20 protein-coding genes are annotated in these 22,441 nt (G+C 48.5%); 14 read left to right on the plus strand and 6 right to left on the minus strand.

Going from position 1 to position 22,441, the window contains the following annotated elements:
- Positions 1-10: 10 nt before the first annotated feature.
- The 12 genes from gloB (at position 11) to C0068_RS05105 (ending at position 13,262) form a co-directional block, all read left to right on the plus strand.
- Positions 11-784: a hydroxyacylglutathione hydrolase gene (gloB, locus tag C0068_RS05050; protein ID WP_199176118.1), complete on the plus strand. Its 774-nt coding sequence runs from the start codon at positions 11-13 to the stop codon at positions 782-784.
- Positions 785-829: 45 nt separating this feature from the next.
- The gene (locus C0068_RS05055; protein WP_233208745.1) at positions 830-2,554 is read left to right on the plus strand and encodes a LysM peptidoglycan-binding domain-containing protein; all 1,725 of its coding nucleotides are present in this window, start codon (positions 830-832) and stop codon (positions 2,552-2,554) included.
- 54 nt (positions 2,555-2,608) lie between these two features.
- Complete coding sequence (locus C0068_RS05060; protein WP_103683403.1) at positions 2,609-3,640, plus strand: ABC transporter permease subunit; 1,032 nt, start codon at positions 2,609-2,611, stop codon at positions 3,638-3,640.
- Positions 3,637-4,683: an ABC transporter permease gene (locus tag C0068_RS05065; RefSeq protein ID WP_103683404.1), complete on the plus strand. Its 1,047-nt coding sequence runs from the start codon at positions 3,637-3,639 to the stop codon at positions 4,681-4,683. The genes C0068_RS05060 and C0068_RS05065 overlap by 4 nt, the downstream gene beginning before the upstream one ends.
- On the plus strand, positions 4,646-6,499 hold the full coding sequence (locus tag C0068_RS05070; RefSeq protein WP_233208746.1) for an extracellular solute-binding protein: 1,854 nt from the start codon (positions 4,646-4,648) through the stop codon (positions 6,497-6,499). Before C0068_RS05065 ends, C0068_RS05070 begins: the two co-directional genes overlap by 38 nt.
- Positions 6,496-7,479 (plus strand): ABC transporter ATP-binding protein, encoded by a 984-nt coding sequence (locus C0068_RS05075; RefSeq protein WP_103683405.1) that lies wholly within the window; start codon positions 6,496-6,498, stop codon positions 7,477-7,479. Before C0068_RS05070 ends, C0068_RS05075 begins: the two co-directional genes overlap by 4 nt.
- Positions 7,476-8,471, plus strand: coding sequence for an ABC transporter ATP-binding protein (locus C0068_RS05080; RefSeq protein ID WP_103683406.1), 996 nt, complete (start codon positions 7,476-7,478; stop codon positions 8,469-8,471). Before C0068_RS05075 ends, C0068_RS05080 begins: the two co-directional genes overlap by 4 nt.
- Positions 8,472-8,603: 132 nt before the next feature.
- On the plus strand, positions 8,604-9,701 hold the full coding sequence (locus tag C0068_RS05085) for an AraC family transcriptional regulator (protein ID WP_103683407.1): 1,098 nt from the start codon (positions 8,604-8,606) through the stop codon (positions 9,699-9,701).
- Between the two features lie 40 nt (positions 9,702-9,741).
- Positions 9,742-10,635: a tyrosine-protein phosphatase gene (locus tag C0068_RS05090; protein WP_103683408.1), complete on the plus strand. Its 894-nt coding sequence runs from the start codon at positions 9,742-9,744 to the stop codon at positions 10,633-10,635.
- On the plus strand, positions 10,635-11,765 hold the full coding sequence (locus tag C0068_RS05095) for a class I SAM-dependent methyltransferase (RefSeq protein WP_103683409.1): 1,131 nt from the start codon (positions 10,635-10,637) through the stop codon (positions 11,763-11,765). The genes C0068_RS05090 and C0068_RS05095 overlap by 1 nt, the downstream gene beginning before the upstream one ends.
- A gap of 89 nt (positions 11,766-11,854) precedes the next feature.
- Positions 11,855-12,346: a low molecular weight protein-tyrosine-phosphatase gene (locus tag C0068_RS05100; protein WP_103683410.1), complete on the plus strand. Its 492-nt coding sequence runs from the start codon at positions 11,855-11,857 to the stop codon at positions 12,344-12,346.
- Positions 12,347-12,389: 43 nt separating this feature from the next.
- A complete protein-coding gene (locus C0068_RS05105) occupies positions 12,390-13,262 on the plus strand; it encodes a TIGR03619 family F420-dependent LLM class oxidoreductase (RefSeq protein ID WP_103683411.1) in 873 nt (290 codons plus the stop codon).
- On the opposite strand, the gene rlmD is transcribed toward C0068_RS05105, so the two are convergent.
- Positions 13,259-14,572 (minus strand): 23S rRNA (uracil(1939)-C(5))-methyltransferase RlmD, encoded by a 1,314-nt coding sequence (rlmD, locus tag C0068_RS05110; protein WP_103683412.1) that lies wholly within the window; start codon positions 14,570-14,572, stop codon positions 13,259-13,261. The genes C0068_RS05105 and rlmD overlap by 4 nt on opposite strands.
- The gene (locus tag C0068_RS05115; protein WP_103683413.1) at positions 14,572-14,883 is read right to left on the minus strand and encodes a hypothetical protein; all 312 of its coding nucleotides are present in this window, start codon (positions 14,881-14,883) and stop codon (positions 14,572-14,574) included. Before C0068_RS05115 ends, rlmD begins: the two co-directional genes overlap by 1 nt.
- A gap of 129 nt (positions 14,884-15,012) precedes the next feature.
- Here C0068_RS05115 and C0068_RS05120 point away from each other — a divergent pair, with 129 nt between their 5' ends.
- Positions 15,013-16,086 (plus strand): 3-deoxy-7-phosphoheptulonate synthase, encoded by a 1,074-nt coding sequence (locus C0068_RS05120; protein ID WP_103683414.1) that lies wholly within the window; start codon positions 15,013-15,015, stop codon positions 16,084-16,086.
- 155 nt (positions 16,087-16,241) lie between these two features.
- Here the strand turns inward: C0068_RS05120 and C0068_RS05125 are convergent, their stop codons facing one another.
- The 4 genes from C0068_RS05125 to nfuA form a co-directional block, all read right to left on the minus strand.
- Positions 16,242-16,979 (minus strand): endonuclease/exonuclease/phosphatase family protein, encoded by a 738-nt coding sequence (locus C0068_RS05125; RefSeq protein ID WP_103683415.1) that lies wholly within the window; start codon positions 16,977-16,979, stop codon positions 16,242-16,244.
- 8 nt (positions 16,980-16,987) lie between these two features.
- Positions 16,988-17,467 carry a YchJ family protein gene (locus tag C0068_RS05130; protein ID WP_103683416.1) on the minus strand — a complete coding sequence of 160 codons (480 nt, stop codon included), beginning with the start codon at positions 17,465-17,467 and terminating at the stop codon, positions 16,988-16,990.
- Positions 17,468-17,469: 2 nt separating this feature from the next.
- Positions 17,470-17,886, minus strand: a complete 417-nt coding sequence (locus C0068_RS05135) for an acyl-CoA thioesterase (RefSeq protein WP_103683417.1) — start codon at positions 17,884-17,886, stop codon at positions 17,470-17,472.
- Between the two features lie 66 nt (positions 17,887-17,952).
- Entirely contained in the window at positions 17,953-18,555 is a 603-nt protein-coding gene (gene nfuA, locus C0068_RS05140; protein ID WP_103683418.1) for a Fe-S biogenesis protein NfuA, read from the minus strand.
- 150 nt (positions 18,556-18,705) lie between these two features.
- Here nfuA and metH point away from each other — a divergent pair, with 150 nt between their 5' ends.
- Complete coding sequence (gene metH / locus C0068_RS05145; protein ID WP_103683419.1) at positions 18,706-22,404, plus strand: methionine synthase; 3,699 nt, start codon at positions 18,706-18,708, stop codon at positions 22,402-22,404.
- The last annotated feature ends 37 nt before the right edge of the window (positions 22,405-22,441 follow it).

Genomic DNA, 22,441 nt, shown 5'->3' on the forward strand with positions numbered 1-22,441 from the left:
AATAATGATTATGCTGTCAATATCACCCATTTCTGCATTTAGCGACAACTATATCTGGTGTGTCGCACGTCACGGAGAGGCAATTATTGTCGATCCCGGCGACGCCACGCCTGTACTACAGCACTTAAAAGAAATGGGGCTGACACTGTCTGCGATCATTATTACACATCACCACTATGACCACGTAAATGGTATTGAGTTGCTCCTTGAGCACTATCCCAATATTCCCGTTTACGGCCCAGAAAATCAATGCGCTAGCATTGGCTATCGCCTTAAACACGATGACTGCATTACCCTGCTAAATCAAACATTTAAGATTCTAGCCGTTCCTGGGCACACACTTGATCATATCGCCTATTACCTAGAAAATGCCGATTCTGGTCCTGCCTTATTCTGTGGCGATACCTTGTTCGCCGGTGGTTGTGGTCGACTTTTTGAAGGTACTCCGGAACAAATGCTTACTTCGCTTGGACTAATCCAAGCCTTACCGGCCAATACTGCCATCTATTGCGCCCATGAATACACCGTAAACAACCTTCGCTTTGCCCGTGAAGTAGAACCTGACAACAGCGAGTTGCTGGTGCGGTTTGAGAATGCACAGGCAATGAGGACTGATAATATACCGACCGTTCCATCCAAATTGGCACTCGAATTGCTGACCAATCCATTTTTAAGAACAGATAACTCAGCGGTACAGGAACGAGTAGCTACGTACGCCGAGCTTAAGTATTGGAATCAAAACGATATTTTTGCGAATTTGCGTGCATGGAAGGATGACTTTTGAACGACGTTAACGAATATATTGATAATGACAACGATCTGTAAATACTTGAATAAGTTAGTTTTTGGTGCAGTGATACTATCGCTGCTGGCTGCCTGTGCGCAAACGCCACAGCGCAGTACACGAGCCAAACACGATCAGCTTTACTGCGATCGAAGTGAAAACCGAAGCTCCAAACTGTGCAGATATCAAGAAGTTGTAGAACGCCGAAAAGGTGGAAGTGATCCCGCAAAAGAGACACTGGATGGTCTAAAACCTAAGCCCCGCAGCACTGTGCAAGCCGCAAAAATTAGCAAAGTAACTCCTACTCAAATCAAGAAAACTAGCGTTGCAAAAGTTACTACCGAAAAGCCAGAAGCTGCAATAGACGAACCCACAGCGCGTCCGTCGCAAAAATACCCACAAGTGTGGCCCAGATTAGCGTCAGATCTTCGTTTCAATACCTTAGCTAGACACGCGGCTGTTGAAGAGCGGGAGGAGTGGTATGCAGAACACTCTTATTACCTCGCAAATATCAGCAAACGGGCTTCCCGCTACATTTACTATATTTTAGAAAACTTAGAAGAGCGCGATATGCCTGCGGATTTGGCGTTACTGCCATTCGTCGAGAGTGCTTATGACCCCTTCGCTTATTCCCACGGTCGCGCCTCTGGTTTGTGGCAATTTGTTCCCAACACCGCTAAACATCTGGGTATAGAGCAAAACTGGTGGTATGACGGACGTCGTGATGTTCTTACGGCTACAGATTCTGCCCTCGACTATCTTGCTGACTTAAATAAACGCTTCGATGGCGACTGGCTGCTGACACTCGCCGCATATAATGCCGGCGCAGGTACGGTAAATAAAGCTATCAACAAGAACAAAAAGAAGGGCTTACCTACCGATTTTTGGTCTTTGAAACTGCCAAAAGAAACCAAAAACTATATCCCTAAAATGTTAGCGCTGGTAAAGATTTTCAAGAATCCAGCATCCTATAATTTAACCCTACCTTCAGTGCCGAATGAGCCGCACTTCCTCAAGGTGAACACAGGCAGCCAGCTCGACCTTGCCCAAGCGGCAAAATTAGCGGAAATCAGCGTAGATGAATTGTATCGCCTAAACCCGGGCTTTAATCGTTGGGTTACGGCGCCGGAAGGCCCGCACAGACTCTTGATTCCAAGGGAAAAAGCGCGATTATTTGCGTCGCGTTTAATAAAAATTCCAGCGCGAGACCGCGTTCGCTGGCAGCAGTACAAAATTCAACGTGGTGATAATTTAGTTTCTATAGCCCGTCGTCACCATGTAGATGTGGCTACTTTACGCGCCAGTAATCAGCTCGATAGCGATGTTTTGCAAGTTGGTCACGTTTTACTTATTCCAGATGCAGGAAATGGCGTTTCTCCTCTAAATGACTTAAATCGCGGCTTGGCATCTACCAATGCTTCACGCATTGAGTACAAAGTTAGTAGCGGCGACACAATTAGCGGTATAGCAAATAAATACGGAGTGACCAGCAAGCAGATATTTGCATGGAATAAACTCTCTAGCGAATCCGTCATAAAGCCAGGGCAAAAGTTGGTTGTTTGGGGAAAGGCGCCCCAGCAATCGAACAAAGGTATTATTCGCAAAGTTGGTTACAAAGTGCGCGATGGCGATTCGCTCTCGGTAATCGCTAGTCGTTTCAACCTCAGGATACGGGATATACTTGAGTGGAACTCGATCAAGACCAGCCAGTATCTGCGCCCAGGGCAATCATTAACTTTGTATGTAGACATCACACACGCCGATCTTTAACGGCGTTTTGATATAGTATAGCCTCTTCGCTTTCTTCAGGTTTTTACTGCGTTTATGACAGGCTATTTTGTTCGCCGCTTTTTATTAATTATTCCTACCTTTATTGGGATAACACTTCTGGTGTTTGCCATCACTCGTGTGGTGCCTGGCGGCCCTATCGAGCGGATGATGACCCAAATTCAGCTGGGTGGAGAGACCGGTTCACTGCATCGCAGCCAAGGTGGCGGCACCCTTTCCGACGAACAAATGGAAGAATTGAAGCGCTATTACGGCTTTGATAAGCCCATGTTATCGAGCTATGCAATCTGGCTTAAAAAAGTCCTACAGTTCGATTTAGGGCATTCAACCCGCTACCAAGATCCAGTGTGGGAAATTATTAAAGAGCGTTTCCCAATCTCCATATTCTATGGCCTCAGCACCCTAGTTTTAACCTACGCTGTCTGTATTCCACTGGGTTTAGCCAAGGGCATGTACCACGGCAGCACCCTCGATAGCTGGTCCTCTGCGGTGGTATTTTTAGGTTACGCCCTTCCCAGCTACGTGATTGGTATTGCTTTGATTTCGCTGTTTGCAGGTTATTGGGATATGTTTCCCTTAGGTGGCTTTGTCAGTGACAACTATGAGGAATTTAGCGCCTGGGGAAAGGCCAAAGATATTTTTAGTCACGCGGTGCTACCCCTAATTGCCTACCTAGCGGGGAGCTTCGCGGTAACTACGTTAATGATGAAAAACTCGCTAATGGATAATTTATCTGCAGATTATATGCGCACTGCTGCAGCCAAAGGCTTAAGTCGCAGCGAAAGCGTACGCAAACACGCCCTTCGCAATAGTTTAATTCCAGTCGCGACCTCTTTTGGCAGCAACATCTCTCTGCTCCTAGGTGGCTCATTTCTTATTGAAACCATCTTCAACATAGACGGCATTGGTCTTCTTGGCTACGAGGCGATTATCGAGCGCGATTACCCCATCGTAATGGGCATATTAGTTATCTCCTCGCTTCTGTATTTACTGGGAAATATTTTATCGGATATCTGCGTAGCCCTAGTTGATCCCCGCATTCGGTTTGGTGGAGGTCGTGGCGCATGAATGTGTTTAAAAATCCAGTCGCTAAAAAGCGCTGGCAGCGCTTTCGTCAATCCCGCCGCGGCTACTATTCCGCATGGATACTACTGGTATTAACACTGTGCAGTTTTGGCGCGGAGTTGTTTGCGAACAATCGCGCTATTGTTGTCGTTTACCAAGGGCAATGGCACTTTCCAATTTATGGTGATGTACTGTCCGGCAAGGACTTCGGCCTAGACTACAGCTATGAGGTTAACTATCGAGAGTTAAAAGCGAGTTTAAGCGAGGAGCCAAACAGCTGGGTATTAATGCCAGCTATACCCTTCAGCCCGCTTGAAACAGATTTAATTGCCGGCGACTTCCCTCCCCATGCGCCATCTGTGGATACTCGCCATTATCTTGGCACTGACACCAGTGGTCGAGATGTAGCCGCCCGCCTTATTTATGGATTCAGAACAGCGATTGTGTTTTCACTCTTGCTGCTATTTTTTAATTACTCAGTGGGTGTTGCGATTGGTTGCATGATGGGGTTTTGGGGCGGCGCCTTCGACTTATTCTTTCAGCGCATTATAGAAATTTGGTCCAACATCCCCTTCCTTTACGTCATTATGATTGTCGCGTCAGTGATCACCCCAGGGTTTTGGACCTTGCTGTTTATCATGGCCTTTTTCGGCTGGACGAGTATGACCTGGTATATGCGAACCGCGACGTACAAAGAAGTCGCCAGAGATTATGTCATGGCTGCCCGCGCCCTTGGTGCTTCTGGGCCACGGATTGTGTTTAGGCATATATTGCCAAACAGCGTGTCTACACTGGTGACCTTTGTACCCTTTTCAGTTGCATCGGGCATCACTTCACTTACCGCTTTGGACTATCTGGGTTTTGGCCTGCCACCACCAGTGTCAAGCTGGGGAGAGTTACTTAAACAAGGCACCGAAAACCTTGAGGCGCTTTGGCTGGTTGGCTCTGTTGTTTCAGCTATGACCGTGATTTTAATGCTGGTCGCATACATTGGTGAAGCAATACGCGATGCCTACGATCCGCGAAAATTCAGCTTTTATGAATAAGTCCTATATGCGTAATATTTTGCTCTGCATCCTCGCCGCACTTGCTGGTTTTATGAGTCTTGGCGTGCAAGCCCTGCCAGAAAAATTGCCCAGCGATTTAGTATGGCAAAGTAATTTAAACGATCCGATTTTTGCTGATCCACGCGCACAGCGCGGCGGTCGCTACCGGAGTTTTGTCATTACCTTCCCACTAACATTGCGCTTAGTTGGGCCTGACTCCAACGGCAGCTTCGCAAGCTATATGCGCGCGAATAATATGAGTTTGGTCGGCATTCATCCCAATACCCGAAATCCAATTCCGGAATTAGCGACGCAGTGGGCGTTTGGTGACGACGGCCACAGTATTTATTTTCGACTCGACCCGGACGCGCGCTGGTCTGATGGCACACCGGTCACCGCCGATGACTACGTATTTGGCTTGGAATTTATGCGCTCAAAGTTCATTTTGGCGCCTTGGTACAACAATTATTTCAGTGAAATCATCACTGATCTCGTTAAGTACGATGACTACACAATAGGTATTGAGGGTGCCAACCCCAAACCAGAGGATGAGATGCTGTTTGAATACAGCGTTTCACCTGTGCCTGCGCATTTCCATAAACTCGACGAAAATTGGGTTCGAGATTATAACTGGCGTATTGAACCTAATACCGGCCCTTATCAAATTAGCGAAATTCGCAAAGGTAAATATGTAGAATTTACCCGCAAAAATGACTGGTGGGCTAATGACAAACGGTATTTTAAATATCGCTATAACCCCGACCACATTCGCGTAAAGCTCATCCGCGATTTTAATATTGCCTACCAATATTTTCGGAAAGGTGAATTAGATACCTTCCCATTGTTGATGCCGCGTTTTTGGCACAAAAAGGCCCAAGGCGATATATATGAGAATGGCTACGCAGGAAAAATTAAATTTTATAACGACGTGCCGCAGCCGATCAGCGGATTGTTCCTAAATGAAGACGCAGCGCCCCTCGACGACGTAAACGTCCGTTACGCCATTGCCCATGCCTTAAATGTCGATAAAGTAATAAACACTGTACTTCACGGTGATTACGAGCGATTGCAAACAGCACACGACGGATTTGGTGATTACAGCAATACTTCGATCCGCGCCCGCAAATTTGATCTTAAAAAAGCTGCAGAGTATCTCGACAACGCTGGTTGGAGCGAGCGCAATAGCGACGGCATTCGGGTGAAGGACGGCAAGCCCCTCAAAATCCGAATCACCTATTTTAGAAGTGAACATAACGATCGTCTTGTTATTCTTGCCCAAGAAGCCCGCAAAGCCGGTATCGACTTCCAATTGCAGCTATTAGATATGTCTGCCGCGTTTAAGCAGATTATGGAAAACAAACACCAAGCAGCGTGGATGGGATGGGCTGGCGGTGGATTGTCGCCCCGCTATTGGGAGTTTTATCACTCTGACAATGCCCATAAGCCTCAGACGAATAACATTACCAATACCGACGATAAAGTGCTCGATGCGAAAATAATGGCCTATCGCAGCGCCACCGATAAGGCTACGCGGGTTAGGCTTGCCCATGAGTTAGAGCAGATGATCCACGATCAAGGCTCGTTTATTCCCACATTTAAAGTGCCCTATACCCGCGAGGCTTTCTGGCGCTGGATAAAACTGCCTGCGAATCACGCCACCAGAACCAGCGATGTCGTTTTTGACCCTCTGGGCGGCACCGGCGGGCTGTTTTGGATCGACACCGAACAACAGCAGGCAACGCTAGAAGCCAAATCAGACGGTAAAGTATTGCCAAAAATCATGATCATAGATAAGACTTGGGCGGTAACACCATGAGTTTGCTGTCGATTCAAAACTTATCGGTTTCTATTCTCGGTGACGATGGTATTGCTCGCGAATTGGTCAGCTCTATCTCATTCGATATCGCCGCTGGAGAAACACTTGGTCTAGTCGGCGAATCGGGTTGCGGTAAAAGTCTTACCGCCATGTCGATCTTAGATTTGCTACCCAAACCCCAAGCTAGCCGCAGCAATGGCAAAGTACTTTTTAAGGGCGAAGATATCGGCAGTACAAATCAAACCCGCCTGCGACAAATTCGCGGTAAAAATATCGCGGTTATTTTCCAAGACCCAATGACCGCATTAAACCCGGTACAATCCGTGGCGCAGCAAATAGGTGAAGTGCTAAGAATTCATTTTCCAGAGCAATCCCGCCAACAACACGGCCAGCGCATACTTGAGTTACTGCGGGAAGTCGGTATACCAGCGCCGGAAGCACGCTTGTCGGCCTATCCCCATCAACTTTCTGGTGGCATGCGGCAAAGGGTGATGATTGCAATGGCCCTAGCCTGTGAGCCAGATCTCTTAATTGCAGACGAGCCCACCACGGCTTTAGACGTCACAATCCAGTCGCAAATAGTCCGTTTATTGAAGGGGTTGCAGGCCAAAAATGGTATGGCAATGTTATTCATCACCCACGACCTCGCACTGGTGTCGCAGGTGAGTGATCATATTGCGGTGATGTACGCCGGTAAAATTGCAGAATACGGCAAAGCCCGCGATGTCTTTGCGACGCCGCACCACCCCTACACACAGAGTTTGTTGGCCGCGCTGCCCGGCATTCATCACCAAGCCAAATCACCACTACTCGCTTTGGAAGGGCAGGTACCCGCCATTGAGAACATGCCAAGCGGCTGCCGTTTCGCCAATCGCTGTCGCTACGTTGCCGAGCTTTGCCACAACAAGACGCCGCTAGCAGAGCATATAAGTGAAACAAATACTGTGGCATGCCATCGCTGGAAGGAGATAAGGTCATGAGCGAGGCGATTTTAGATGTGCGCGGCTTAAAACTGCAATTCTCCCAGCGCAGCGGCGTTTTCGGTCGCGATCGCGCTGTGGTAAGAGCGGTAGATGATGTCAGCTTTGAATTGCGCAAAGGTGAAACCCTCGGTTTGGTCGGGGAATCAGGTTGCGGTAAAAGCAGCTTGGGCAAAACGCTGCTAAACCTCCATAAACCCACTGCCGGTGAAGTGATTTATCAAGGTAAAAACATCGCCGGCTTGTCTGACAAAGCAATGCGGGAATATCGCCGCTCTCTGCAAATCATCTTTCAAGACCCCTTCGAATCCCTAAATAGCCGCCACACCGTGTCTGCCATTTTAGAGGAACCGCTACTGATCCACCGCATCGGCGACCGCAGCAGCCGCGCTCAACGCGTAACCGAACTATTAGATATGGTGGGCTTGCCAAGCTCAGCTGCCAATAAATATCCCCACGAGTTTTCTGGTGGGCAACGTCAGCGCATTGGCATTGCGCGGGCCATTGCCTTAAATCCCAGTGTGTTGATTTGCGATGAGGCGGTCTCAGCATTAGATGTGTCAGTACAGGCCCAAATACTGAATTTATTATTGGAAATACAACGCGAACTCCATCTGAGTATGTTGTTTATATCCCATGATCTTGGCGTTGTGCGCCATATGAGTGACCGAATCGCGGTAATGTATTTAGGGCAAATCGTAGAGATCGGAGATGCCCAAGCTATTTATGAGCAGGCGCGCCACCCATACACCCAAGGTTTGCTAGCTGCTATTCCGCGACTCGGAAGCTCACCAGAGGAAAATAGCCAAATAGGTGGTGATATCCCCTCACCTATGGCCCCGCCGGCTGGCTGCCGTTTTCACACGCGCTGCGCCTATGCGCAAGCCGAATGCAGTACGCAAGCACCTGAGCTGCGCGCCGAATCTGCTAGCCATTTTACAGCCTGCCACTTTTGGGAAGAGCTAAAATTACGCGAGTTTACCCCCGCGTAAAGAAAACCCCGATGATAGCGTCCATTTTTAATACAATACGGGGTAAACTCTGATCTTTTAATTACTTGCCCTGCTATAAGCCAAGCCATTCAAACAGGGCCTAATCGCAAGTTCATACATTTAAGGTTTAGCGTGCGTAACATCTACCCGTCACACAAAGATCGCGTTCCGCTTAAATATGCGCGCAGTATGCTGCAGGTGGCTGAGGCGCAAGGTTACAGCAGCGAAGAATTATTAAGATCTTTAGATTTGCCCATCGATCCTATGGCGCCTAATGCAGATTTAAGCACACTTATCGACGGTCGTTATTACAGTCAAATTTACCGCCGTGTAATGTGGCTGCTGCAGGACGAATCATTCGGGCTCGGCTTAGATCAGCGCACCCCAGCCGGCAGCTTCAGAATGCTCTGCTTGTTTATTATTCATTGTGAAACACTAGAGCATGCCCTGCGCCGTGCCGCCGAATTTATTAATTTTTGTCGCACGCTTACCGATACAGCGAGCAGCTATGAAAAGCCGATCGAACGATTCGGTGATGGCACTGCACTTTATCGCTTTCCAGAAAATGTCGACCTTGTTGCCTTCGATGACATAAATGCCACCGGCACCACAATAGCTCATACGATGGCCATCTGGCGCCGTTTTTGCCAGTGGCTAATCGGTAAACCTTTAGACTTAATCGCCGTTCATTTACAGGCAGATGCGCCTGAGCAAGCTGAATATTTTGAACAATTGTTTGGCTGCGAAATTCATTTTGGCAGCGAGCACAATGCCTTTGTGCTCGCAGAGTATTGTCTAGACTGCCCGCTCATCCACACTGAAGAGTCACTGTATAAATTTCTTCGCAATGCGCCCTACCATTTATTGGTCTCGCAGGAAGATGACGACAGCTCTTTACTTTCACAAATGAAGCGTATTGTTGGAAGCGACTTAAGTCACGAATTTCCGAGTGTTGTGCTTATGGCGGAGCAATTGAATATGTCGGTACGCACGCTGCGCCGACGCCTAAAGGACCTAGACACCACCTACCAATGCTTTAAAGATGAGCTTCGCCAAGAGCACGCTACCCGCTGGCTTAATCAACCGGAATTGAAAATTAACGCAGTGTCGGCCTTGTTGGGCTTTGACGAACCCAGCGCCTTTCACCGCTCGTTTAAAAAGTGGACGGGGATGACACCAGGGGAATATCGCGCCAGCCGCCGGCCAAACACAAGTATTAAAAGGTCTTAATTTTACCTTATCTAATATATTAACAATATGAGTTAACTAAATGAACACAATAGATTTTCTTCATGCCACCCCGCAGCCATACACAGAGTCTATACCAGCACAAACACGTGCTATTCCAGCCCTGCTACCACCTACTCAGCGAGAGGCACTACGTAAATTATCGTTTGATCGTATGCATAATTTCCGCGACCTTGGAGGCTATCGCACCAGCGATAATCGGCAACTAAAGTGGGGACGTATTTATCGATCAGACAAGCTGTCGTCACTCTCAGAAGAGGATCAAAACTTCATATTGCGCTTAGGTATAAGCCAAATCAGTGATTTTCGCTCTGATGAGGAGCGACAAGATGCCCCACATAAGCTCCCTTCTAACGCCGGAATCACTATCAATGAATTACCGATCCCGCTCGAGGCCGCTCAAATTGAACGTGTCGCTGCGCGCTTACAAGAGGAAAATGTCACCGCCGACGATATGGGGCATTTTTTAGTCGAGGCGAATCGGGAAATGGTAGAGCGCTATACTCCGGTTTATAAGCAGTGGTTACAATCCCTTTTAAGCGAAGAAAGTTACCCGCAGGTCTTCCATTGTACGGCGGGCAAAGACCGCACAGGATTTGGCGCAGCGTTGCTGTTAAGTATCCTTGGGGTGCCGCATGACGTAATTGTGCAGGACTACCTCGCGACCAACACCTACACCGCCGCTAGAGTCGATCACATTGTGCAATATGTGAATGAGAAAACGATGCACCAAGTCAATCAAGACGTTGTGCGGGTTTTGTTTACCGTACAAAAGCACTACTTAGCTGAAGCATTTAAAGCCATCGAAGAAGAATACGGCGACATCGATAATTATATAGAAACGGCATTAGGTTTTACTCAAACAGAACGTGCGACATTACAAACTCTACTGCTTGAACCGGTTAGTCAATATTGATGGTAGACCTCGCACTATTTGATTCTCCATTTGGCGTACTGCAGCTTAGCCGTCGCCCGCACCGCTCACGAGAAACTCTGCAGCCGTGGGATGCGGCAGATGAATACCTACTTCAGCACATTGCCGAGCAAGACATTCCCGCTCATAGCCGCTTTCTTATTGTTAATGATGCACAAGGCAGTCTTTGCAGCGCACTGTCGGCCTACGATTGTACGCTCTGGGCTGACTCTGCAATAAGCCAATTGTCAGCCACTGAAAACTGCGCTCGCAATCAGTGTAAGCCGCCACATTTTTTGCCGGCGACAGACATTCCCCAAGGGGAATTTGATTATATTTTATACAAACTGCCCAAAAGCCGATCATTATTAAAGTATCAACTCACGCATTTAAGTGGGCTGTTAAACTCAGCAGATTGCTTCACTGCGGCAGCGATGGCGCGGCATATTGACCATCACATTGTCGCTGCTTTTGCGGATTATTTAGCCCCTGCCCGCCCGAGTTTGGCACGCAAGAAAGCCCGCCTCATCCATTTGCTTGAAAAGCCTACCCCCAAAACCGTGGGCGACGATAGTAAAGTATTAACTATCCCTGACTACAACTTGGTACTTCACAATCGTGCCAATGTATTTTCCCGCGACAAACTTGATCGCGGTAGTCGCTTGATGTTGAGCGGTATGGAAAAACTCCCTGCGGCGGAGCGCATTGCTGACTTGGCCTGTGGCAACGGCTTGCTGGGAATACACGCCGCACGGCTTTGGCCAAACGCGACAATCTCGTTTTTCGATGACTCATATTTAGCACTCGATTCCGCCCGCAAAAATATCGGCGTTAATACCTGCATGGCCGGGGCAAACACCAGTTTCACGCCAGATGACTGCTTATCTAACTACGATGGTCAGCCCTTTGATTTGATTTTATGCAACCCACCATTTCACCAAGACCATCATGTGGGTGACCATATTGCCCAGCAAATGTTTCGCGACGCTCTCAAACATATAGCCCCCAATGGCCGCTTATGTGTTGTGGGAAATCGTCACCTTGGCTATCACGTCGTCCTCAAAAAATTATTCGGCCACTGCGATGTCATCGCCTCTGACCCCAAGTTTGTCGTCTTAGCCGCCTACTGCTAAACCACATTCAACCCCGCCAAACGGATGATGCCACCACAGTCTGCGAATGCTACTTTAGCGCCAATTCATTTTTAATAAGCAGCTTTGTAATGCCAATCCATGTTCTCTTTGTTTGTCTGGGTAATATCTGCCGCTCCCCCGCCGCCCAAGGCGTATTCGAGCACCTCATTCAAGCGGCAGGGCTAGAAACACAAATCACCGTTGATTCCTGTGGCACAGCGGCCTTTAACATCGGCAAATCACCAGATTCTCGCTCGATTAGTGCCGCTAAAAAACGCGGCTATGCCATAGAACAACAGATCGCCCGCCAAATCGACGACACCGACTATGAACGGGCCCACTATGTTGTGGCCATGGATAGAATGAACCTAACTAATGTTAGCGCATGGGCACCGCCCAGCTACCAAGGCGAGATAAAGTTATTAATGAATTACAGCGCCGGCGCCGGCAATAGCCAAGTTCCTGATCCGTATTACGACGACGAAAACGCCTTTGATCAAGTCATCGGCCAAATTGAAATAGCGGCGCAGGGCCTGTTCAAGTATATCTGTGAGAAGCACGCTTTAAGGGCCATCAACTAAAGTTGGTTTGCGGCCATCAATATAAAAATAATAGGAAACTACCATGCAATTCGTTCTTTCGACCTCATTTAGCAGTGTCGCCGATTTAAAGGAACTGGCGAAGACCGCCGATAGCTGTGGCTGGGAGGCAATGTCGTTTTCTGATCACGTTGTGAACCCCCAAACCATCAAAACCCCCTACCCCTACACCGAAAATGGCGAGCGGCGCTGGCAGGCTTTTACCGACTGGCCAGACCCTTGGGTAATGATTGGGGCCTTGGCGAGCATTACCAAAAATCTAAAATTCACCAATAATATTTTTGTATTGCCCATGCGCAATCCGTTTTTGGTGGCTAAGGCCATCAGTACCGCCGCCATTATTTCTGATAACCGGGTCATTCCTGCTATTGGCGTTGGTTGGTCAAAAGACGAATTTGAACTACTTCAACAAGATTTCCACACTAGGGGCAAACGCGCAGACGAGATGGTAGAAATTATGCGCCTGCTATGGACTGGTGAACTGGTTGAGTACCAAGGTAAACACTACCAATTTGATGCCTTAGAAATGAACCCCGCCCCCAGCGCCTACATCCCAATTTGGGTAGGTGGTATCAGTGAGGCAGCGATGCGCCGTGCTGCGCGAATAGCAGACGGCTGGGTAACCGATTTGCAAAGCAGTGCTGAGATATTGAGCTGCGTGCAGCGAATACAGCAATACCGCAAAGAATACGGACGTGAAAATCTACCCTTTTCAGTCATGGCAACCCCCTCCGACGCCTTTACCATCGATGGCTACAAGCGGCTTGAAGACGGCGGCGTTAGCCATATCCTGACTCAACCATGGCCGTTCTATTATGGTGACACCCAGGAACTGGCCAAGAAAATTGACGGCATTAAGCGTTATGCAGACGACTACATCGCAGAGTTAAACACCTAGCGCTGCAAAAGCACGGCGCTTTCTACATGGTAGGTATGCGGAAACATATCTGCCATTGCGGCCTCGACAATTTTAAATTTAGCTTGCCGCAAAATAGCTAAATCTCGGGCCAGCGTTGCTGGATCGCAGGATACGTACACAATATGTGTAACGGCCTTGTGTGCGGCAATTTTCTCGCACAGCGCTTTCGCGCCAGCACGAGGTGGATCGAGTATCACTTTGCGGCAATTGGCGGGAATACTAATTGCCGTATCATCAAATAAATCCGCACAAAAATAACTTGCCGACAAGCCGTAGTCCAAGGCCTGCTGATTCGCGCTATTTATCATCTTCTCACCAGCGTCAAACCCCATAACCTCTGCACCGGCTTTCGCCAATGGCAAGCTGAAGTTGCCCAAACCACAAAAGTAATCGCTTATTAGCTCACCAGCTTGTGGTGCAAGCCATTTTAGGCAAAGTTCGACGATCTGCTGATTTACCCTACCATTTACTTGAGTAAAATCCCCGGCTTGGTATCGCAGCGCTACGGAGTTTGCAGTGTTATATTGCAGCGGCGAATTCGCTCCCAACCACTCTGGCCCCTTGCTGCCAATTACGCTGTGCAAGAAGGCAGGCGCGACGATGCTGGCAGATAATTCTTCGCAACGCTTAATATCTACATAGCCATCTTTTCTAATGAGAATAGCAACGCGACCATCGCGATCAGCGGTAAAACTTACCTCGGCCCTTGCCTTGTCGCCCAAGAAACCTTGAATGGCAGTTTTTGATAATGCCAATGTCGTGTTCAGGCTGTCTTCCAATAAGGGACATTGCTCAAGCGCAATGATGTTGTGGCTCGCTCGGGCTTTAAATCCAAGCACCCCATCTGAATACGCCAAGCGTGCTCGGTGGCGATAGGCTCTATCATCAGCGCTGATCTCCGCCACTGATATAGCAGACGCGCTATTTGCGCTGAGAACTTTTTCTAATTTAGAGCGTTTAAATTTTAACTGCGCGGCATATTGAAGGTGTTGTAATTGGCAACCACCGCATTGCTCGTAAATTTCGCAAATAGGGTCATTGCGATCTGCTGAGGTTTCTAGCAACTCAAGCAACTCTGCTTCATCAAATCGTTTGTGGACCCGGGTGATTTTTGCCATAACAACTTCCGTCGGCAGTGCCCCGCTTACAAACACTACTTTATTCTGATGACGGCCAACACCGCGACCATCATCTGCCAGACTTTCAATCGTCAATTCAATCGTTTGGGGATGCACCTGAGGACGCGTTTTTTTGGCAGGCTTGAAGGTGTTAATTCGGTGCTTAGCCATTATCGCAAAGCCTTTGTGGGTAGAAAATGGCGGTATTGCGCGAGACACTCTTGCTTGCGCTGCGCCAATGCTCGTTGTTGATCAGCGCTTTCGGCTTCATATTTAGAAAGGTCATCGCAGGAAAGCTCGGACGGAGAGCGCTCTCTTGTGTCTACTCGCATTTGCGGTGTCAATTTCACTAGCGGTAAATCAGTCTCGTCGCTGCCATAAGCGCCGCCTACACCAAAGCACATAATTAGCAGAATGCACGATAGCTTTTGGCCGTATAGGCGCATTAAATGACTGGCAATACTGAATATATTTTGGCTCACTCGGCAATATTCCCCTGAATTTCGCAGTATTTTACCCCTCTGGCGCGGTGCTGGATATTTAATTGGCATACTTTTCAGTTAGAATGGTTGGCTGAATTACGCTTATATGTATCCGAAACCGGAAGTATTATGTCTAACACTGTAATTGAAAACGTAAATGTCGATGCGCAGGAAATCCTGATTACTCCTGCCGCATTAAAAGCCGCCCTTCCCATGAGTGACGCCGCTAGGGAAGTTATTTCTAAGGGCCGCGAAACCGTCAGAAATATTCTAGACGGTAAAGACCATCGCATGTTTGTGGTTGTGGGCCCCTGCTCCATCCACGACGTCGATGCTGCTATGGATTACGCTCGTCGCTTAAAAGCCCTAGCTGACGAAGTCAGCGATACCCTCGTTATTATTATGCGGGTCTATTTTGAAAAGCCGCGCACAACGGTTGGCTGGAAAGGCTTAATCAACGACCCTTATCTAAATGACACCTTCAAAATTGAAGAGGGTTTGCATATTGGCCGTAAATTACTTCTAGACATCAGCGAGCTGGGTTTACCTACGTCAACCGAAGCCTTAGACCCTATTTCGCCCCAGTATTTGCAAGATTGTATTTCATGGTCAGCGATAGGTGCGCGCACTACCGAGTCGCAAACCCACCGTGAAATGGCAAGCGGCCTGTCTTCAGCGGTAGGTTTTAAAAATGGTACTGACGGCGGTTTAACGGTTGCATTAAACGCGATCGGTTCAGCGGTTAAACCCCACCGTTTTCTGGGTATAAATGGCGACGGTCAAGTTGCGGTTATTCATACCCGCGGCAACGCCTACACCCACATTGTTCTTCGCGGTGGTAGCCAAGGCCCTAACTACGACTCAGTGCACATTAAATTATGTGAAGCAGAATTAGATAAATCAGGCATTCCGCTAAATATTATGGTGGATACGAGCCATGCCAATTCTAGCAAGCAGCCTTCTTTGCAGCCGCTGGTTATTGAAAACGTAACCAATCAGGTACTCGAAGGAAATACCTCAATTATCGGCTTGATGATCGAAAGTAATATCAATGCTGGCAACCAAAGTATTCCAGAAGATTTATCGAAACTGGCTTATGGGGTTTCGGTAACCGATGGCTGTATTGGCTGGGAAGAAACAGAAACCGCCCTGCGGACGATGCGTGAAAAGCTTAAAGATGTGCTACCTAAGCGCAAGCGCTAAGCACGTCAAAAATAGATTAAAGCGCCTTCGGGCGCTTTTTTTTCGCCCTAGTTTTATAAGAAAAATCTAAACCTCGTAAATCAGCGTAGAAACAATGCTCCACAACCATAATGCATGGTTATTTTTGCCCCTTACGATAAGGGGCTTTTTTTTGCCTATAGCTGCATTTCTAACTCTGCATACAGCCCACAATGATCAGACAGCGAACGCCACGGCTCACCACTTAAGCGCTTGGCCGCTACCGCATTAAAACCTCGGTAATATATTCGATCTAGACGCAGTACCGGCCGCTTGGCGGGAAAGGTCTTGGCAAGCTTGCCCGTTACCGCCACCGAGGCCTCACGCAGTTTGAGAGTATGAGTAAAACGCAAATGCAGCGAACCGCTCCAGTCATTAAAATCACCGGCAATTATTAACGGGGCGCCCGCGGGTACTTTTTCTTCAATAACCGCCATCAAGCGTTTAAATTGCTGATGGCGCTCCCAACCCAGCAAACCCATGTGCACGCAAATAATGTAAATCCCAGGCTCAATAAGGCTAAGTAGTAAGCCCCGCTGCGAGCGCGGATACAAAGAGATATCGACGTTTTGGCTGTCAATAATGGGGTACTTACTCAGAATGGCATTGCCATGATGACCGTGGTCGTAGACCGCGTTTTTACCGTAAGAAAAGTGTGGCCACACCGAGTCAGCAAGAAACTCGAGCTGGTGCTCGTCGACCCAGCCTTCAACCCGCGCCGCGTGGCGGCTATTCTTGCCTACCACTTCTTGAAGAAAGACCACTTCGGCGTCGACACGACGCACGCTCTCACGGATTTGTTTTAGCAAAAATTGCCGGTTAGCTGAGCAAAAGCCCTTGTGTACATTGTACGACAGCACCCTCAGTACCGACATTCAACCTCCTACGCTAGGTGACACTTCTTTAGCTTCCGACCGCTTCCACACCAACAAGGTTCGTTTCGGCTTAACGAAATTGGCGGCAGAATATCGCCATCCACGTAAAACCAGCGCTCATCTTCAAATACAAAGCGTGAGCGCTCGTGAAGTTGGCCGCCCTCATCATCCTGAGTAAAAAAGGCTGCAAACTCCACCTCACCGGCTTTGTCGCCAAGCAGACCGCGCTGACAGCGAATGACTTTAAGCTGCCGCCATTGTGTGCCTGCAAAGCTTTTAAGTAGCGCTTTTCGCGTTTCTTTCGCGCGGATATCTTTCTGGAGTGTCGCCAATAAATAGTCAGGATTTCGAAGACAAAAAGCGCTGTACCGCGAACGCATTAAGGCCTCTGCAGTGGGTGCACTTTCTGCACCCGACAGGTAGCGATCACAGCAATCAATAAATGCGTTTTCGCTACCGCAATGACAAGTAGGTGCTACAGATGACATGGTTAATAATGAGCTGGTGCGGTAACGTCACTGATATCAGATGCTTCCCAGTCACTAGGCAAGGCCGTAGAGCTGCGGGTTTCACGGTCAAAACCGACTAATACCGTTTGGCAGCTTGTCGCTTTTTCACCGTTGGCGTATATAACATGCTCAATAGTCATACTTTTAGTGCCCTTTTTTGAGCACCAAGTATCAACGACAACACTGTGGTCAAAACAAATTTCTCGAAGCATATCCATCTTTACGCTAGCAACAACGTGGGAAGGATTGGGGCGACCGCTGATATTAGAAATATTTCTAAAGAATGTGACCCGCGCTAAATCAAAATATTGGGCGTAATAACTGTTTGAAACATGACCAAGGATATCTAGATCAGAAAATCGCACCTGAATCTCAGTGCGTGAATGGGGTAGCTGCATAGTGTTTTTTCCTTGGGGACCAGCTCTTTTAAAAAGAGCTGGCTTTTAGAAGGGTAAGCAATTGTTCTATTTAAAATACGCGTTTTCAGTATTGCTGTGGTCAGTGCTGTCTTTTACACCGGCCAAACCGGGGACTTTTTCCATCAAGGTTTTCTCAACGCCCTCTTTAAGGGTGACATCGACCATACCGCAGCCCTGACAGCCGCCACCAAATTTTAAAATGGCGAATTTCTCGTCGGTAAGCTCCTGCAACGACACCTCACCACCGTGCGCTGCAAGCGAAGGGTTTACCTCGTTGTATAGCACGTAGTTAATTTGATCTTCCAAGGGGCTATTTGCGTCGACGCGGGGCAAACGCGCATTTGGCGCTTTAATTGTCAGCTGCCCGCCCATCCGGTCTTTGGAATAATCAATCAGTGCTTCATCTAAAAATGGGATGCTGCGGCCTTCAAAGTAGGCTTTAAATTTTGGATAGTCGCGCACTTCGTCATTGTCGGTCATATCGCCTTCGCGGCAATAGGCGATACAAGTCTCGGCTTTTGGTGTTCCTGGTTGTGTAATGAACACCCGTACGCCAATCACGTCTTCCTGCTTCTGTAAAAGCTCCGCAAGGTAGTCTTGGGCAGACTCGGTGATGGTCAAATTAACGGCTGTTTGCTCTGTTGACATAATAACCTCTATATATCTCGCTGTTTTGCCAAACAATTTCTATGCTGGGCCGTGTATCTGTTAGAATTGCGTAGTTTACCACGAAGCCCATTCCGGCCACAGTCCGAGACGCGCTTTAGTACTTTAATTGTTTTATATATCAGGATATTCATGAGTCAGTCCACGCCCCGCACGACATTGTTAAAGCAAGCTCTTCAAAATCGCATCTTGATTATTGATGGGGCTATGGGCAGCTTAATTCAAAGTTATAAGCTCGAGGAAAAGGACTACCGTGGCTCACGCTTTGCCGATTTCCATAAGGATTTAAAGGGCAATAACGATCTGCTAACGCTGACACGACCTGATGTTATTCGTGAAATTCATCAGGCTTATCTCGATTCCGGTGCGGATGTTATTGAGACCAATACCTTTAACTCCACCGTAGTTGCCCAAGATGATTATGAATTGGGCGATATTGCCGAGGAATTAAATCGCGTCGGCGCAACCTTGGCGCGTGAAGTTGCCGACGCAGAAACCGCTAAAAATCCAGATAAACCGCGTTTTGTTGCCGGTGTAATCGGGCCCACCCCGCGTACTGCATCCATTTCGCCAGATGTAAACGACCCCGGTGCTCGTAACATCAACTTTGACCAGCTCGTTGAAAATTACTACGCAGCGACCCGCGGACTCATAGACGGTGGCGCCGACATTCTGATGATTGAGACTGTGTTCGACAGCCTCAACGCCAAAGCGGCGGTATACGCCGTGCTGCAGTACTTTGAAGACAGCGGAAAAGAATTGCCGATTATGATTTCGGTGACTTTTCCAGACACCAGCGGCAGAACCCTATCTGGGCAAACACCAACAGCATTTTGGAATTCAATTGCCCATGCTAAACCACTGATCATCGGTACTAATTGTGGCCGCAGATTCAGTGAGATACGCCCATTTGTTGAAGAGCTTTGTGAAGCCTCAAACTGCTATTTTAGCGGTCACTTCAACGCCGGCTTACCCAATGAATTTGGCGAATACGACGAGACCCCAGAAGACATGCACGGCGAGCTCAAAGAATTTGCCCAGCGCGGATTTCTGAATTTAGTTGGTGGCTGCTGCGGCACTACACCGGCCCACATCAAAGCAATTGGCGAAGCGATGGATGGCATTGCCCCCCGCCCGCTGCCAACACGCGAACCGATTTGTCGCCTAGCCGGTCTTGAGCCCTTTCACATTGGCCCTGACTCTCTATTCGTCAACGTCGGAGAGCGTTGCAATGTTACCGGTTCAGCCGTATTTAAACGCCTGATTTTAGAAAACGATTACGACGCTGCCCTCTCAGTTGCCCGCCAGCAAGTCGAGAATGGCGCCCAAGTCATCGATATCAATATGGATGAAGGCATGCTCGATGCGCAAAATGCCATCGTGACCTTCTTAAATCTTGTAGCTGCCGAACCTGATATTTGCCGGGTGCCCATCATGGTCGATTCATCCAAATGGGATGTGATCGAGGCCGGATTAAAATGCATTCAAGGCAAGCCCATTGTTAACTCCATATCGCTCAAAGAAGGCGAACAAGAGTTCCGCGAACGCGCCCGCTCCTGCTTAAAATACGGTGCCGCCGTGGTCGTCATGGCCTTTGATGAAGATGGCCAAGCTGACACCTTTAAGCGCAAGGCAGAGATCTGCAAGCGCAGCTACGACATCTTGGTGGATGAAATAGGCTTCCCAGCGCAAGATATAATTTTTGACCCCAATATCTTCGCGGTCGCCACCGGCATTGACGAGCACAACAACTACGCCGTCGATTTTATTGAGGCCACCGCCTACATCAAAAAAGAGCTGCCCTATGCAATGGTGTCGGGTGGCGTGTCGAACGTGTCCTTCTCATTCCGTGGCAACAACCCCGTGCGCGAGGCAATCCACTCGGTATTTTTATACCACGCCATTAAAGCCGGTATGGACATGGGGATTGTAAATGCCAGCCAGCTAGCGATATACGACGACCTACCGACGGAATTACGTGAGCACGTTGAGGATGTCATCCTAAATCGTCGCAGTGATAGCACCGAGCGTCTGCTGAATATCGCCGATAAATATAAGGGTGATGGCAGCACCGCCGAAAACAAAGAAGACCTTAGCTGGCGCGAGTTACCGGTAAACAAGCGCATTGAACACGCCTTGGTTAAAGGTATTTCAACGTATATAGAAGAAGATGCAGAGGCCGCCCGCGCCGCTGCTGTTAAACCTATCGATGTTATCGAAGGCGCACTGATGGACGGCATGAACGTCGTTGGCGATCTCTTTGGCGATGGCAAAATGTTCCTGCCCCAGGTGGTGAAATCTGCCCGCGTTATGAAGCAAGCGGTCGCCTACCTCAACCCCTTTATTGAGGCCGGCAAAGAAGTCGGCGCCAAGGCAAACGGTAAGGTTTTAATGGCAACCGTTAAGGGCGATGTTCACGACATTGGTAAAAATATTGTCGGCGTTGTGCTGCAATGTAATAACTTTGAGGTTATCGACCTCGGCGTGATGGTGCCCTGCGACAAGATACTCGAAACCGCAAAACGCGAAAACGTCGATATTATTGGTCTTAGCGGCTTAATTACCCCCTCCCTAGACGAGATGGTTCATGTTGCGAGCGAAATGCAGCGTCAAGGTTTTAATATTCCGCTCATGATCGGCGGAGCGACTACCTCGAAGGCACACACTGCGGTCAAAATTGAGCCCAAATACAAAAACGACGCCACGGTATATGTTCCAGACGCCTCTCGCAGTGTGGCGGTTGCCACCCAATTGATTAGCGAGGATCTAAAAGCTGCCTTTGTCGAAGCCAGGAAAGACGAATACGAGCGTGTGCGTGCACGCCGCGAAGGGAATCAAGGTAAAAAGCGCTTACATAGCTATGAAGCAGCCTGCGAGCTGGCCTACCAGTGGGACTGGGAGAACTACACTCCACCTACACCAAGCTTTTTGGGCACGCGCACCTTCACGGATTATCCACTGGAGGAACTGCGTGAAACCATCGATTGGACGCCCTTCTTTATATCTTGGGGATTGGCAGGCAAATACCCCAAGATTTTAAAAGACGAAACAGTGGGTGAAGCAGCACGCAATCTATTTGATGACGCACAAAAAATGCTCGACCACATTATTAGCAATAAACTGCTGCAAGCGAATGGCGTTATTGGCTTCTGGCCAGCGCGGCGCGCAGGTAGCGACGATATTGCGGTTTTTGACCCAAACAGCAACGAACAACTGGCAACCCTGCACCATCTTCGCCAGCAATCACAAAAGCCCGATGATAAGCCCCAAATGAGTTTGGCGGATTATATTGCCCCGGAATCCAGCGGGCTTAGCGATTACGTGGGCGGCTTTGCGGTAACTACTGGCTTGGGTGCTGATGAGCTTGCGGCTAAATACGAAAAAGCCAATGACGACTACAATTCGATTATGGTCAAAGCACTTGCAGATCGCTTAGCCGAGTCGTTTGCCGAAACCTTGCACCGTCGTGTTCGCAAAGAATTCTGGCCCTATGCGCCAGACGAAAACTTAAGCAATGAAGAGTTAATTAAAGAAAAGTATCAAGGTATTCGCCCTGCACCAGGCTACCCCGCCTGCCCTGACCACACTGAGAAAACAACGCTCTTTAATTTACTAGATGCGACAAATGAAACCGGTATTGTGTTAACAGAACATTTAGCGATGCATCCTGCTGCCGCGGTAAGCGGGTTTTATTACTCCCATCCGCAGTCTCGTTATTTTGCCGTTGGCCGTATTGGCAAAGATCAGGTCGCCGATATTGCCAAACGAAAAGGCATGGAAATGGCCACAATGGAGCGCTGGTTGTCGCCAATCTTGGATTACGACCCCTAGTCGTAAATAGATATCTGCCAATTGGATATAAAGTAAG

Origin of the sequence: Zhongshania marina, from assembly GCF_002915595.1 — a bacterium.
Lineage (GTDB): Bacteria > Pseudomonadota > Gammaproteobacteria > Pseudomonadales > Spongiibacteraceae > Spongiibacter > Spongiibacter marinus_B.

Excerpts from the sequence above, each read along its gene's own strand:
- gloB (WP_199176118.1), top strand. The coding sequence starts at position 11 with ATGCTGTCAATATCACCCATTTCTGCATTTAGCGACAACTATATCTGG.
- C0068_RS05060 (WP_103683403.1), top strand. The coding sequence starts at position 2,609 with ATGACAGGCTATTTTGTTCGCCGCTTTTTATTAATTATTCCTACCTTT.
- C0068_RS05065 (WP_103683404.1), top strand. The coding sequence starts at position 3,637 with ATGAATGTGTTTAAAAATCCAGTCGCTAAAAAGCGCTGGCAGCGCTTT.
- C0068_RS05070 (WP_233208746.1), top strand. The coding sequence starts at position 4,646 with ATGCCTACGATCCGCGAAAATTCAGCTTTTATGAATAAGTCCTATATG.
- C0068_RS05075 (WP_103683405.1), top strand. The coding sequence starts at position 6,496 with ATGAGTTTGCTGTCGATTCAAAACTTATCGGTTTCTATTCTCGGTGAC.
- C0068_RS05080 (WP_103683406.1), top strand. The coding sequence starts at position 7,476 with ATGAGCGAGGCGATTTTAGATGTGCGCGGCTTAAAACTGCAATTCTCC.
- C0068_RS05090 (WP_103683408.1), top strand. The coding sequence starts at position 9,742 with ATGAACACAATAGATTTTCTTCATGCCACCCCGCAGCCATACACAGAG.
- C0068_RS05095 (WP_103683409.1), top strand. The coding sequence starts at position 10,635 with ATGGTAGACCTCGCACTATTTGATTCTCCATTTGGCGTACTGCAGCTT.
- C0068_RS05100 (WP_103683410.1), top strand. The coding sequence starts at position 11,855 with ATGCCAATCCATGTTCTCTTTGTTTGTCTGGGTAATATCTGCCGCTCC.
- C0068_RS05105 (WP_103683411.1), top strand. The coding sequence starts at position 12,390 with ATGCAATTCGTTCTTTCGACCTCATTTAGCAGTGTCGCCGATTTAAAG.
- rlmD (WP_103683412.1), bottom strand. The coding sequence starts at position 14,572 with ATGGCTAAGCACCGAATTAACACCTTCAAGCCTGCCAAAAAAACGCGT.
- C0068_RS05120 (WP_103683414.1), top strand. The coding sequence starts at position 15,013 with ATGTCTAACACTGTAATTGAAAACGTAAATGTCGATGCGCAGGAAATC.
- C0068_RS05125 (WP_103683415.1), bottom strand. The coding sequence starts at position 16,979 with ATGTCGGTACTGAGGGTGCTGTCGTACAATGTACACAAGGGCTTTTGC.
- C0068_RS05130 (WP_103683416.1), bottom strand. The coding sequence starts at position 17,467 with ATGTCATCTGTAGCACCTACTTGTCATTGCGGTAGCGAAAACGCATTT.
- C0068_RS05135 (WP_103683417.1), bottom strand. The coding sequence starts at position 17,886 with ATGCAGCTACCCCATTCACGCACTGAGATTCAGGTGCGATTTTCTGAT.
- nfuA (WP_103683418.1), bottom strand. The coding sequence starts at position 18,555 with ATGTCAACAGAGCAAACAGCCGTTAATTTGACCATCACCGAGTCTGCC.
- metH (WP_103683419.1), top strand. The coding sequence starts at position 18,706 with ATGAGTCAGTCCACGCCCCGCACGACATTGTTAAAGCAAGCTCTTCAA.